The organism is Pseudomonas sp. 13159349 (assembly GCF_013305685.1).
Taxonomy (GTDB): Bacteria; Pseudomonadota; Gammaproteobacteria; order Pseudomonadales; family Pseudomonadaceae; genus Aquipseudomonas; species Aquipseudomonas asiatica.
In genome coordinates, this window is sequence record NZ_CP045553.1 from 3409267 (window position 1) to 3423173 (window position 13907).

Below are 13907 nucleotides of genomic sequence, written 5' to 3' on the forward strand. Positions count from 1 at the left end.
ACTCCTGTGGGTTTCCAGTATCCTGACCAATGGCTGGCTTGCTTTTACCGCTCCACGGGCATAGCGTTCGGAAGTTTTCTTTTCCGTGCCCAGGAGCAACTCCATGTACACCGGCATCGTCCAGGCCGTCCGCCCTCTGCTTGATGTGACCACCTACCCGGGCCACAACCAGTTCACCATAGACCTCACCCCGGAATTGCTCGACGAGCTGAAGATCGGCGCCAGCGTCAGTGTCGAAGGCACCTGCCTGTCGGTCACCGAAATCAACGGCACCCAGGTCAGGTTCGACGCCATGACCGCCACCCTCGAGCGCACCAACCTGCGCAACTTCAAGGCCGGCCAGGGCGTCAACATCGAACGCTCGGCGAAGATGAACGCCGAAGTCGGCGGCCACCTGATGGCCGGCCACATCGCCACCACCGCCGAAATCGTCGAGCTGTCGATCAAGGAAACCGGCGCCTTCATCAAGTTCCGCATGCCAGCGGAATGGGGCAAGTACGTGTTCCCGCGCGGCTTCATCGGGGTCAACGGCTGCAGCCTGACCGTAGCCGATGCCGAGGACAACGTGATCACCATCAACCTGATCCCGGAAACCCTGCGCCAGACCACCTTCCCCAGCTACAAGGCCGGCGAACTGCTCAACATCGAAGTGGACCACCAGACAATGGTGCTGGTCGATGTGGTGGAGCGCACGATCAAGAGCACCCTGGCCCGCGAAATGCCTCGCTGAGTTCCCGAGGATGCTGCCCAACACCCTCCCCGCGCGCACTGCCAAGCGGCTGCGCCTGCAGATTCTGCGTGGTCGTGTCGGCCTCGGCCTGGTCGCCGGCCTGTCCGTACTGGCCGGCATGACCGATGCCATCGGCCTGCTGGCGCTGGGCGACTTCGTGTCATTCATGAGTGGCAACACCACGCGTCTGGCCGTCGCCATCAGCGATGCGGACCTGGCCCTGGTGCTGCGCCTGAGTGCTGCAGTGCTGAGCTTCGTCATCGGCAACGCCCTGGGCGTGCTGCTGGCGCGCGCGTTCCGTCGTCGGGCCTGGCCGGTGCTGCTGGTGGTCGCCGCCCTGCTGGGCTTTGCAGCCGCATGGCCCTTGGCAGCGACCTTGCCCGCGCTGCTCGCCGCCACACTGGCCATGGGCATGATCAACGCCGTGGTCGAACAGGTGAACGGCCTGCCCATCGGCCTGACCTACGTCACCGGCGCCCTGTCACGCTTCGGTCGTGGGCTGGGGCGCTGGCTGCTGGGCGAGCGGCGCAATGGCTGGCGGGTGCAACTGGTGCCTTGGGCCGGCATGCTGCTGGGCGCCGCGCTGGGTGCCTGGCTGCAGCACCACCTGGGCCTGCAGGCGCTAGCCGGCAGCTGCTCGCTGGCCTGCGTGCTGGCCCTGGTCTCGCGGTTCATTCCACGAACATGGCAGCGTGGCTACATGCCACACTGATCACTCGATGCGCGGGTGCTGCTGCACCAGCAACTTGCGCTTGGCCTCCAGTTCGGCAATCTGCGCATCGATGTCCTCTATCCTTTGTTCGATGTTGTCGTGGTGCTCCTGCAGCAGCTCACGCGCTTCCTCGATATCCGATGCTGCCGGTGCCGCGCCGCGCAGCGGCTTGTTGGCGGTTTCCTTCATGGTCAGGCCGGTGACCAGCCCCACGGCGGCGATCACCATCAGGTAATAGGCCGGCATGTACAGGTTGCCAGTACTCTCCACCAGCCAGGCGGCGATGGTCGGGGTGAGGCCGGCGATCAGCACCGAGATGTTGAAGGCGCTGGCGAGGGCGCTGTAGCGGATATGCGTGGGGAACATTGCCGGTAGCGTCGAGGCCATCACGCCGATGAAGAAGTTCAGCAGCACGGCAATGATCAGCAGCCCGGCAAAGATCACCCCCAGTACGCCGCTGTTGATGAGCATGAATGCCGGAATAGCCAGCGCGAACAGGCCGACGCTGCCGACGATGATGAACGGTCGGCGGCCGAACTTGTCGCTGAGCAGCCCGATCATCGGCTGCACGAACAGCATGCCGACCATGATCGCGATGATGATCAGCACGCCATGGTCTTCGCTGTAGTGCAGGTTGTGCGACAGGTAGCTGGGCATGTACGTGAGCAGCATGTAGTAGGTGACGTTGGTGGCGATTACCACACCGATACAGGTCACCAGGCTGCGCCAGTGTTGGGTGGCGACCTCCTTGAAGGACACCTTGGGCCCGGACGCCAGGCCTTCGCGGTCGCCCTGCTCCAGTTTGTCGACATGCTGCTGGAAAGCCGGCGTTTCCTCCAGGGCATGGCGCAGGTACAGGCCGATGATGCCCAGCGGCAAGGCGAGGAAGAACGGCAGGCGCCAACCCCATTCGAGGAACTTGTCCTCACCCAGCACCGTAGAGATCAACACCACCACACCGGCACCCAGCACGAACCCGGCAATCGAGCCGAAGTCCAGCCAACTGCCGAGAAACCCCCGTTTTCGGTCCGGGGCATATTCGGCGACGAAGATCGACGCGCCGGTGTACTCGCCCCCCACCGAGAAGCCCTGGGCCATCTTGGCCAGCAGCAACAGGATCGGCGCCCAGATACCGATGCTGGCATAGGACGGTATCAGGCCGATGGCAAAGGTGCTGAGCGACATGATCACGATGGTCGCAGCGAGGATTTTCTGCCGCCCGAACCGGTCGCCCAAGGCACCGAAGAACAGCCCGCCCAGAGGCCTGATCAGAAACGGCACCGAGAACGTGGCCAACGCCGCGATCATCTGCACGCTTGGGTCGGCATTGGGGAAGAAAACCTTGCCCAGGGCGTAGGCGACGAAGCCGTAGACGCCGAAGTCGAACCACTCCATGGCATTGCCCAGTGCCGCCGCGGTGATTGCCTTGCGCATCTTGCCGTCGTCGACGATGGTGATGTCCTTCAGGCCGATTGGCTGGATGCTTTTCTTGCGAGGTTTCATGTCCGTATCCCTGTCGATGAATGCTCTAAGGGATGAGATACAACGGGACACTAAATAATTCAGCGCTTACGGTTTTTTTGTGTTTTTCCTCACCGGTTGCGGCGCAGGTAAAGAAAAGCCGCTGCGATGGCAGCGGCTTGCATGGGCAACGGCTCGCGGTCAGATGCCTTCGCGGGCCAGGTCCATGGCGAAGTAGGTGAGGATCAGGTCGGCACCGGCACGCTTGATCGCGCCAATGCTTTCACGCACCACCCGGCCTTCATCGATGGCGCCAGCCAGGCCACCGAACTTGATCATCGCGTACTCGCCGCTCACCTGGTACGCCGCCAGCGGCAGGCGCGAGGCGGCACGGATATCGGCGATCACGTCGAGGTAGGCACCGGCCGGCTTGACCATCAGTACATCGGCGCCTTCCTGCTCGTCGAGCAGCGACTCGCGCACGGCTTCGCGGCGGTTCATCGGGTTCATCTGGTAGCTCTTGCGGTCGCCCTTCAGCGCGGTACCACCGGCTTCACGGAACGGGCCATACAGCGACGAGGCGAACTTGGTGGAATAGGCCATGATCGCGGTGTCGTGGAAGCCGGCACCATCCAGCGCGCTGCGGATGGCCTGGACCTGGCCGTCCATCGCCGCCGACGGGGCAATGAAGTCGGCACCGGCAGCAGCGGCGATGACCGCCTGCTTGCCCAGGTTGGCCAGGGTGGCGTCGTTGTCCACGCCGTGGTCGTGCAGCACGCCGCAGTGGCCATGGCTGGTGTATTCGCAGAAGCAGGTGTCGGACATCACCACCATTTCCGGCACGGTGTCCTTGCAGATGCGTGACATGCGCGCGACCAGGCCGTTTTCGTTCCAGGTGTCGCTGCCGACGGCGTCCAGGTTGTGCGAAACGCCAAAGGTCATCACCGACTTGATACCAGCGCGGGCATAGCGCTCGATTTCCTGGGCCAGCAGCTTCTCGGGGATGCGGTTGACGCCCGGCATGCTGGTGATCGGCACGAAGTCATCGATGCCCTCTTCGACGAAGATCGGCAGGATCAGGTCTTCAAGGCGGAACTCGGTTTCCTGGAAGATCGTGCGCAGGGACTCGTTCTGGCGCAGGCGGCGTGGACGAACGGACGGGAATTGGTTGGACATGACAGCTCCAGGGAATTTGAACGGCGTATACCTTATGCCTGTCGCGCGCCAGTGAAAAGGCCAGATGACGAGATATTGTCTTGCGTCAACAGCAACAAGCCTGCAATGGCCCTATCGCTGGCAAGCCCTGGCCTTGCCTTCAAGGCATGCGCAGGTCCTGTAGGAGCAGCCTTGTGCTGCGAAGGGGCCATTAAAGCCGAAGGTGATGAGTTACCTTGCAGGCCTCTTCGCAGCACAAGGCTGCTCCTACAGAGAACTGTGCAGCCCTCAAGGCAACATTTTACTGAAGCCAGGGCGGCGCAGGCTCCTCTGCCCTGGCCGCCCCATGCTCAGCCTCGGCCCGCGCGGCGCGCCGGCGCGCATCATCCAGCCGGGCCGCATCGATCTCGCGCATCACCCCGGCCACGTCAGCCGCCTGCTCGTCATCCTCGAACAACCCCGTCAGTGGGCTGTCCGGGCGCAGTTCGCCCGCCTCGTACAAGGCCCACATTTCCTGCGCATACCGGGTACTTTTCAGCTCCGGCGCAAAGCGCCCGAAATAATGGGCCATGTTGGCCACATCGCGCTGCAGCATGCTGAAGGCATGGTTGTTGGCCGCTGCATCCACCGCTTGCGGCAAGTCGATGATCACCGGCCCGTCCGGGCCTAGCAGCACGTTGAACTCCGACAGGTCGCCGTGCACCAGCCCGGCACACAGCATCAGCACGATCTGGCGAATGACAAAGGCATGGTACGCCCGGGCTTCCTCGGCTTCGAGGTGTACGTCGTTCAGGCGCGGGGCCGCGTCACCGTCGGCATCGGTCACCAGCTCCATCAACAGCACGCCGTCCTGGAAATCGTAGGGCCTGGGAACCCTCACACCAGCGCCGGCCAGGCGGAACAGCGCCGCCACTTCGGCGTTCTGCCAGGCGTCTTCGGCTTCCTTGCGGCCGTACTTGCTGCCCTTGGCCATGGCCCGGGCCTGACGGCTGTTGCGAACCTTGCGGCCCTCCTGGTACTCGGCAGCCTGGCGGAAACTGCGCTTGTTGGCTTCTTTATAAACCTTGGCGCAGCGCACCTGGCTGCCACAGCGCACCACATACACGGCGGCTTCCTTGCCACTCATCAACGGCCGCAGTACTTCGTCGACCAGGCCGTCTTCGATCAGGGGTTCGATTCTTTTGGGTGTCTTCATCAGGCTGCGTTCGGGGTCCTGGCTGTGATGGCGGACATCCTCTCACAGCCTGATGCGACTTGCTCGTCTGTCTTCAGGCCGAGCGACTCAAGCGCCCTGCCCTACGCTGCCAACCACCGCCTCGCGCGCCCGGCGCCGTGTGACCAGAAGGCCCGAACACACCACCAGTACCGCCAGCACCATGGTCGATACTACTTCCAGACGGTGATCCGGGCGGAACAGCATCAGTACCAGCACGCCGCTGATGAACAGGATCACGCCCCAGGTCAGCCATGGGAACAGCCACATGCGGTAGCCCAACGTCTTGCCCTGTGCAGTCAGGCGCTGACGCAGGCGCAGCTGGGAAACGGCGATCACCAGATACACCAGCAGGGCAATGGCGCCGGAGCTTGCCATGAGGAAGCCGAACACCTTGGCCGGGACCAGGTAATTGGCAATCACCGCCAGGAAAGCTGCGCCTGTGGACAGCAGCACAGCCACCACAGGGGTGCCGCTGCGGCTGGTCACCTGGGCACAGGCCGGCGCATCACCGCGGCGGCTCAGCGAGTAGACCATGCGCGAAGCGGTATACAGCGACGAGTTGAGGCAACTGGTCACCGACGTCAGCACCACGAAGTCGATGATGGCCTTGGCATTCGGCACGCCCAGGGTGTCCAGCACCGTGACATAGGACCCTTCGGTGGCCAGGCGCGGGTCAGTCCACGGCACCAGCGCGATGACGATGAAGATCGACAGGATATAGAACAGCGTGATCCGCCAGATCACCGAGTTGGTGGCCTTGGAAATATGCTTGCCCGCTTCATCCGATTCGGCTGCGGCAATGGTCACCACTTCGGCGCCGAGGAACGAGAACATGGTAATCAGCATGGCGCTCAGCACCGCACCAAAACCGTTGGGCATGAAGCCGCCACTGTCCCACAGGCGCGACACGCCGCTGACACCGGAGCCTGGCAGCAGGCCGAAGATGGCGCATACCCCCAGCGCGATGAAGCCGACAATGGCCACCACCTTGACCAACGCCAGCCAGAACTCGAACTCACCGTAGTTCTTCACGCTGAACAGGTTGGTGGCGGTCAGCAACAGGGTAATCACCAACGACAAGACCCAGATCTCCAGCTGCGGGACCCAGGAATTGATGATGGTGGCGGCGATATTGGCTTCGATGGGGATGATCAGTACCCAGAACCACCAATACAGCCAGCCGATTGTGTAGCCGGCCCATTTGCCGATGGCGAGGTCGGCATAGGTAGAGAACGAACCGGTGTCCGGTGAAGCAACGGCCATTTCGGCCAGCATGCGCATCACCAGCACCACCAGCGCGCCGGCCAGGATATAGGCCAGGATGGTGGCGGGCCCTGCCTCGGCAATCGCACGGCCGGAGCCGACGAACAGGCCGGCACCGATCACGCCGGCAATGGACAGCATGGTGACATGCCGGGATTTCAATCCATGACTCAAATTGTTCTTGTGGGTTTGCATGGCGCTACCTTGTTGTTTTTGTCATGCCCACGCTGGGGCCGCCGGCTTGCACGTCACCGACGCAGGCGCGAAAAAGCCCGCCCTGCCCCAGATGGTGAGTAGGGCAGTACGGGTTGAGGAAAACGAAACCGCAGGGCGTATTACGGGTAGGTCAGCCGGCAGCCCGCTGACGAGGCGCCAGGTCGGCCTTGGGGAAACTGCCGCCCTGGCGGCCAACCTGCTCGCATACCTTGTCGACGATGTACGCGCCGATCGGGATGGCGGAGGTAGCGGCCGGCGACGGTGCGTTGCACACGTTGACGCTGCGAGCGGTGTTGACGAACAGGAAGTCGTCGATCAGCTTGCCGTCACGCGATACGGCCTGGGCACGCACGCCGGCCGGATAAGGCGTGAGGTCGGCCTTGGTGATGCTCGGGCAGTATTTCTGGACCTGCTTGAGGTAGCCACCCTTGAACAGCGAGTTCTTCATCTCGATCAGGCCTGGGCGGAAGTTCTTCGCCAGCACCTTGAGGATGCCGGGGGTGGTCAGGGTCTGGAACAGGTCGGCTGGGCTGACATCACGCTTGCGGTAACCCTCGCGCTTCATTGCCAGCACGGCGTTGGGGCCAACGGTCACGGTGCCGTCGATCATGCGAGTCAGGTGCACCCCCAGGAACGGCATGGACGGGTCGGGAATCGGGTAGATCAGGTGGTTGACGATCTGGTTGTGCTGCTTGGGCAGCAGGTAGTACTCGCCACGGAACGGGCAGATGACGAACTCGGTCCGCAGGCCCAGCATGCTCACCACGCGGTCGGCCATCAGGCCCGAGCAGGTCACCAGGAAACGGCTGCGCAACTCATCGTCATGATGGTCGCCACGCGTGCGCACGACCACTTCGCTGGCCAGCTCCTGCAGGCCAACCACCTCGGCGCCATAGCGGATCTCACCGCCGGCGCGCTGGAACTCGGCGCCCATGGCCGCAGTCACTTCAGCGTAATTGACGATACCGCTGGAGGGCACGAAGATGCCGCCCATGCCAACGATATTGGGCTCGCGCTCGCGCAGTTCGGCCGCCGACAGCCAGTAGCGCTCCAGGCCATTGGCCGCGGTGCGCTCCCACAGCGCCTTCATGCGCTGCATTTCCAGGTCGTTGGTAGCCACCAGCAGCTTGCCGCATTCATCGAAGCGGATACCGTGCTGGGTGCAGAAAGCCTTGGTGGCCTTGTTGCCTTCCAGGCAGAAGCGCGCCTTGAGGCTGCCGGGGGTGTAATACACGCCGGCGTGGATCACGCCGCTGTTGTGGCCGGTCTGGTGGCGGGCCGGGCCGGACTCTTTCTCCAGCAGGAGAATCTTCGCATCCGGGTAGACCTTGATCAGGTGCATGGCCGTGGACATGCCCACAATGCCACCGCCAATGATGATGAAATCGTACACAGCCTTACCTCACACGCAGGCATTGCCTGACTGGCTCACCAAGGCCCGCGCGGGCCCTGGTGGCATCGTTTTGTGCAAAGACGCGAGGGCGGGCGCCCGCCCCGCGCCCTGTCATTATTGCCCGCGCTGGTACAGCGGTTTGGGGAAGGCCACGTAACCGCGCTGGCGCATCAGCTCGCGGCGCAGGCCTTCATGCGGCGTGAAGCGGTCGCGGCCATGCAGCCAGAACAGGTTGTTGATCAGCAGGAAGCTACCCACACCGACCGGTACCGAAAGCTTCTTCTCGCTGCCTTCCAGCGATTCGGACAAGGCGTTCAGCCAGATGCCCTCCTCGTAGTTTTCCGGCTGCACGAACTGGTCGATGTAGCGCATGGTCGGGCGGCCTTCGGCATCGGTGTCGAATACCGAGTGGAACACATCTTCGGACACCTTCTTGCTCGGCGGTGCGGTCCAGCGCATTTGGCGACGGGCCAGCGGGTGGCGGAAGAATTCGTCGCACTGCTCCCAGTCGTCCAGGTGCAGCAGCAGCGAGTTGCCGCCTTCCATGTTCTTTTCGTCAATCTTCAGCATCAGCACGTAGTCGGTGATCTGGTTGACGAAGGTGCCGTCGTTGTGCAGCTCCATGACCCGGTGCGGCTGGCGCAGGTAGCTGTCGGAGTTGTCGGTGTTGACCACCACGAAGCGGGCATAGAACTGGCCGCTCATGGCGTCGTAGTTGGAGCGGCCGATCAGGTGTGCGCAGGCGGTGGTGAACTTGACCATGTCCTCGGCCTGGCTCACGTCATCCAGGCCGACCGGGGTGATCAGCATGCCGCCGCTGGCGCGGTTGAGGATGGTATTGAGCAGCACCGGCCGCAGGGTGCCCTGGCACAGCTCGTCGAGGATCTCGCCAACCCGGAAGCGCAGGAACGACTTGTACTCCAGCGCCTGCACCGGCCACTGGGCAACAGCCTGGACGAACGCTTCGACCGTTTCGCGGGCAAAGGTGAGCTCAAGCAGGCGCGGCGACTGTTTCGAAGGGGCGATGGTGTAACCACGCGGCTCGAGCGGCAGTGGCATCACAAGTTCGTCGATCTGCGTAAAAGCGTTCATGGCAGTGTCCTGGCAGAAAAAATGAGTAGCGCCGTCCGGGCATGACCTGGATCAGTGCGGGCGAGCTAAAATTATCGCCATAAACGCAAAATGTCTACATTTTTATTTTTCAAAGACAGAATGTATTTTTGTCCATTGTTTTTCGCCGGCGAACGCTTTCGGTATGATCGTCAAAACCGTTTGAGGAACAGGACCTTGGAAGCGCTCGCCCCCCGACAAAACTCAGCATTCAGCGGGTATGAGAGGCTCAAGAAGGACATCATCCGCGGCGTGTTCAAACCCGGCGAAAAGCTGCTGATGAGCACCCTGAAGGAGCGCTACGACCTGGGCGTGGGCCCGCTGCGCGAAGCACTGTCGCAGTTGGTGGCCGAGCACCTGGTCAACGCGATCAGCCAGAAGGGCTACCGTGTGGCGCCCATGTCGCTGGACGAGATGAACGACATCTACGATGCCCGCGCCAACCTGGAGGCGATGATCATCACCCTGGCCATCGAGCGTGGCGACGACGCCTGGGAGGCGTCGGTACTGGCCCACTCGCATACCCTGGCCAAGGTGGTGGAAGTGAAGACCCGCGAGCAGCGCCTGGATGTGTGGGACGAACGGCACAAGGCATTCCACACGGCCATTGCCTCGGGCTGCGGCTCCAAGCACCTGCTGCAGGCGCGCACTTACCTGTTCGACCAGGCCGAGCGCTACCGGCACCTGTGGCTGACCCAGACGGTGTTTTCCGAACAGGCCCTGGAGCTCAAGCGCCAGGAGCATGCGGCTCTGGTGGAAGTGATTCTGGCCCGGGACGCCAAGCGCGCCAGTGCCATGATGCGCTCGCACCTGATGACTCCGGTGCCGATCATTGCGCAGATCATGCATGCCGAGGGTATCGGCGCACGCTAGAGGGTTGCTTTGTATCCCTCAGGGCCCTATCGCCGGCAAGCCAGCTCCCACAGGTACTGCGCTGCCTTCGGGGCCTGTGGGGTCTCTGTGGGAGCTGGCTTGCCGGCGATAGGGCCAGGGCAGGCAAAACGCGCCAGATGAATTTTTCTTAAATCGCCGTTTGGCTATTCTTTGGCACAATCAAGTCTCCAATAGATGCCCGGGAACCAGCATGCCTCGCGTACTGACTATCGAAGACGACGCCGTCACCGGCCAGGAAATCGTCGCCGAACTTACCAGCCACGGCCTTGAGGTGGATTGGGCCGACAATGGCCGTGAAGGCCTGGCCAAGGCCATTGCCGGCGGCTACGACCTGATCACCCTGGACCGCATGCTGCCCGAGGTCGATGGCCTGACCATCGTCACCACGCTGCGCAACCTCAAGATTGCCACGCCGATCCTGATGATCAGCGCCCTCTCCGACGTCGACGAGCGGGTGCGCGGCCTGCGTGCCGGGGGTGACGACTACCTGACCAAACCGTTCGCCTCCGACGAGATGGCCGCGCGGGTCGAAGTGCTGCTGCGCCGCAACAGCGTACCCATGACCCAGACCCGCCTTCAGGTCGCCGACCTGCAACTGGACCTGATCAGCCACGAAGCCCGCCGTGGCGAACAGACCCTCAACCTGCTGCCCACCGAATACAAGCTGCTGGAGTACCTGATGCGCCATAGCGGCCAGGTGATCACGCGGATGATGATTTTCGAGGAAGTCTGGGGCTACCACTTCGACCCGGGCACCAACCTGATCGACGTACACATCGGTCGCCTGCGCAAGAAAATCGACTCGCCCGGCCAGTCGCCGCTGATCCGTACGGTACGGGGCTCCGGCTATGCCATTGCTGAACCCGTCTAAGGGCTGGAGCTCCTCGACCAGCCGCCTGCTGGCGCTGTACAGCTTTCTGTTCGTGGCCTGGAGCAGCATCCTCATGGGGGTGCTGTACTTCGAGGTGTCCAGCTACCTGAACAAACTCACCCGCCATTCGATGCTGCAGCGCCAGCACCTGTTCGCGCACATGAGCGGCAAACAGCTGGACGACGCCCTGGTCGCCAGCCAGGCCTTCGAGGAGCGCAGCTTCGACGCCTACGGCCTGTTCGACAACCAACTCAACCCGATCGGCGGGCGCATTCGCGCCATCCCGCCAGAGCTGGGGCTGGACGGCAAGGTTCACGAACTCAAGCGCTGCCTGGACGCCGACGACCCGCACATGCCGCGTGACAGCTGCGACGCGGTGGCGATCAAGGTGCAAGATGGCCGCTGGCTGGTGCTGGTGCGCGACAACGGCTCGCTGTTCGTGGTCACCCGGATCATCCTGCATGCCCTGCTTTGGGGGATCTCGCTGACCCTGATCCCGGGCTTTGCCGGCTGGTACCTGCTGAGGCGCCGCCCACTCAAGCGTATCCGCGCGATCCAGGCCCAGGCCGAACTGATCGTCGCCGGTGACCTTACCCACCGCCTGCCGCTGTCGGCCCGGCGCGACGAGCTGGACATGTTGGCAGCCATCGTCAACGCCATGCTCGACCGCATCGAGCGGCTGATGCACGAGGTCAAGGGCGTGTGTGACAACATCGCCCACGACCTGCGCACCCCGCTCACGCGCCTGCGCGCCCAGCTGTACCGCATTCGCCAGCAAAGTGACGCTGACTCCACCCAGGCCGAGGCACTGGACCAGGCCATTAGCGAAACCGACACCCTGATGGCGCGTTTTCGCGGGTTGTTGCGCATCAGCGAACTGGAAGACCGCCAGCGGCGGGCCGGTTTCGTCCAGCTTGACCCGCACGAGTTGCTGGTCGAGCTGCACGACTTCTACCTGCCGTTGGCAGAAGATGGCGGCATCCGCCTGGAACTGCAGCAGCCGGCCGAACTGCCGGCATTGCATGGTGACCGCGAACTGCTGTTCGAGGCACTGGCCAACCTGGTGGGCAACGGCATCAAGTTCACGCCCGAGGGTGGGCTGGTGCGGATAGCGGCGACGCAGGACGACAAAGGGCTGCACCTGGCCATCGAGGACAGCGGGCCGGGTATTCCGGAAGAGGAACGTGCGGCAGTGCTGAAGCGCTTCTACCGTAGCGATGAAGGCCACCGCCATGCGGGGTTCGGGCTGGGGTTGTCGATCGTTGCGGCGATCGTCGACCTGCATGGGTTCGGGCTGGAAGTGGGGGAAAGCGAGCTGGGTGGGGCGAGGCTGGTACTGCACTGCCCGCTCGCCGGGCTAGCCAAATAGAAGCTGGGGCCGCTATGCGGCCCATCGCCGGCAAGCCAGCTCCCACAGGGACTGCGCAGTTCTTCAGTATTGCGCGGTTCCTGTGGGAGCTGGCTTGCCGGCGATGGGCTGCGCAGCAGCCCCAATGACATCGATCAGTCGGCCAGACGCCAGGTAGTCCCACCCTTGCCGTCTTCCAGCACCACACCCATGGCGGTCAGCTGGTCGCGAATGCGGTCGGACTCGGCCCAGTTCTTGTCCGCACGCGCCTGCAGGCGCGCCTGGATCAAGCCCTCGACCTCAGCGGCATCCACCTTGCCTTCGGCCCCTGCACGCAGGAAGTCATCGGCTTCCAGCTGCAGCACACCCAGCACGTCACCCAGCTCGCGCAGGCGACCTGCCAGGCCGGCAGCAGCCTCCACGTCGCTTTCGCGCAGGCGGTTGATCTCGCGCACCAGGTCGAACAGCACGGCGCAGGCTTCGGGGGTGCCGAAGTCGTCGTTCATGGCCACGCTGAAGCGCTCGACAAACTCTTCGCCACCCTTGGCCGCCACCCGTGGCAAGCCACGCAGGGCGTGGTAGAAGCGCTCCAGCGCGCCCTTGGCGTCGCGCAGGCTGTCTTCCGAGTAGTTGATCGCGCTGCGGTAGTGGCTGGCCACCAGCAGGTAGCGCACCACTTCCGGGTGATACTTCTCGAGCACGTCGCGAATGGTGAAGAAGTTGTTCAACGACTTGGACATCTTCTCGCCATTGATACGAATCATGCCGCAGTGCATCCAGGCGTTTGCGTACTGCTTGCCGGTGGCCGCCTCGCTCTGGGCGATCTCGTTCTCGTGGTGCGGGAACTCCAGGTCGCTACCGCCGCCGTGGATGTCGAAGCTTTCACCCAGGCAGCAGGTGGACATCACCGAGCACTCGATGTGCCAGCCCGGACGCCCCGGGCCCCATGGCGACTCCCAGCTCGGCTCGCCCGGCTTGACGCCCTTCCACAGCACGAAGTCCAGCGGGTCCTGCTTGGCTTCGTCGACCTCGATACGGGCACCGATGCGCAGGTCTTCGATCTTCTTGCGCGACAGCTTGCCGTAGCCGACGAACTTGCCGACGCGGTAGTACACGTCACCATTGCCCGGGGCATAGGCATAACCCTTGTCGATCAGGGTCTGGATCATCGCGTGCATGCCGGCGATATGGTCGGTGGCACGCGGCTCCTGGTCCGGCGGCAGGATGTTCAGGCGGCGCTCGTCTTCGTGCATCGCGTCGATCATGCGGGCGGTCAGGGCATCGAAGCTTTCGCCGTTCTCGTTGGCCCGGTTGATGATCTTGTCATCGATGTCGGTGATGTTGCGCACGTAGGTCAGCTCGTAGCCGCTCTTGCGCAGCCAGCGGGTGACCAGGTCGAAGGCCACCATGCTGCGGCCATGGCCCAGGTGGCAGTAGTCGTACACGGTCATGCCGCACACGTACATGCGCACCTTGTTGCCATCCAGCGGCTTGAAGGTTTCCTTCGTTTTGCTCAGCGTGTTGTAGATGGTAAGCAC

Annotated in this window: 12 protein-coding genes; 5 read left to right on the forward strand and 7 right to left on the reverse strand. The window is 63.3% G+C overall.

Going from position 1 to position 13907, the window contains the following annotated elements:
- Positions 1 to 103: 103 nt before the first annotated feature.
- Together GEV38_RS15855 and GEV38_RS15860 are read left to right on the forward strand one after the other, a co-directional pair.
- Entirely contained in the window at positions 104 to 730 is a 627-nt protein-coding gene (locus GEV38_RS15855) for a riboflavin synthase (RefSeq protein WP_015270625.1), read from the forward strand.
- A 10-nt stretch (positions 731 to 740) separates the two neighbouring features.
- Positions 741 to 1442: a YoaK family protein gene (locus GEV38_RS15860; protein WP_013972898.1), complete on the forward strand. Its 702-nt coding sequence runs from the start codon at positions 741 to 743 to the stop codon at positions 1440 to 1442.
- On the opposite strand, the gene proP is transcribed toward GEV38_RS15860, so the two are convergent.
- The 6 genes from proP to glaH form a co-directional block, all read right to left on the reverse strand.
- Positions 1443 to 2945, reverse strand: coding sequence for a glycine betaine/L-proline transporter ProP (gene proP, locus GEV38_RS15865; protein WP_015270626.1), 1503 nt, complete (start codon positions 2943 to 2945; stop codon positions 1443 to 1445).
- Positions 2946 to 3104: 159 nt separating this feature from the next.
- Complete coding sequence (gene hemB / locus GEV38_RS15870) at positions 3105 to 4079, reverse strand: porphobilinogen synthase (protein ID WP_013972900.1); 975 nt, start codon at positions 4077 to 4079, stop codon at positions 3105 to 3107.
- Between the two features lie 280 nt (positions 4080 to 4359).
- Positions 4360 to 5253, reverse strand: coding sequence for a PA4780 family RIO1-like protein kinase (locus GEV38_RS15875; RefSeq protein ID WP_015270627.1), 894 nt, complete (start codon positions 5251 to 5253; stop codon positions 4360 to 4362).
- A gap of 87 nt (positions 5254 to 5340) precedes the next feature.
- The gene (gene gabP, locus GEV38_RS15880) at positions 5341 to 6732 is read right to left on the reverse strand and encodes a GABA permease (protein WP_023661037.1); all 1392 of its coding nucleotides are present in this window, start codon (positions 6730 to 6732) and stop codon (positions 5341 to 5343) included.
- A gap of 151 nt (positions 6733 to 6883) precedes the next feature.
- Entirely contained in the window at positions 6884 to 8146 is a 1263-nt protein-coding gene (gene lhgO / locus GEV38_RS15885; protein WP_003260140.1) for an L-2-hydroxyglutarate oxidase, read from the reverse strand.
- Positions 8147 to 8260: 114 nt separating this feature from the next.
- A complete protein-coding gene (gene glaH, locus GEV38_RS15890; RefSeq protein ID WP_015270629.1) occupies positions 8261 to 9238 on the reverse strand; it encodes a glutarate dioxygenase GlaH in 978 nt (325 codons plus the stop codon).
- A gap of 195 nt (positions 9239 to 9433) precedes the next feature.
- Here glaH and csiR point away from each other — a divergent pair, with 195 nt between their 5' ends.
- The 3 genes from csiR (at position 9434) to GEV38_RS15905 (ending at position 12390) form a co-directional block, all read left to right on the forward strand.
- Positions 9434 to 10129, forward strand: coding sequence for a DNA-binding transcriptional regulator CsiR (gene csiR, locus GEV38_RS15895; protein ID WP_015270630.1), 696 nt, complete (start codon positions 9434 to 9436; stop codon positions 10127 to 10129).
- 211 nt (positions 10130 to 10340) lie between these two features.
- A complete protein-coding gene (locus GEV38_RS15900; protein WP_013972905.1) occupies positions 10341 to 11021 on the forward strand; it encodes a response regulator transcription factor in 681 nt (226 codons plus the stop codon).
- Positions 10999 to 12390, forward strand: coding sequence for a HAMP domain-containing sensor histidine kinase (locus GEV38_RS15905; protein WP_015270631.1), 1392 nt, complete (start codon positions 10999 to 11001; stop codon positions 12388 to 12390). Before GEV38_RS15900 ends, GEV38_RS15905 begins: the two co-directional genes overlap by 23 nt.
- A gap of 134 nt (positions 12391 to 12524) precedes the next feature.
- Here GEV38_RS15905 and cysS read toward each other — a convergent pair whose 3' ends face one another.
- A complete protein-coding gene (cysS, locus tag GEV38_RS15910; RefSeq protein ID WP_013972907.1) occupies positions 12525 to 13907 on the reverse strand; it encodes a cysteine--tRNA ligase in 1383 nt (460 codons plus the stop codon).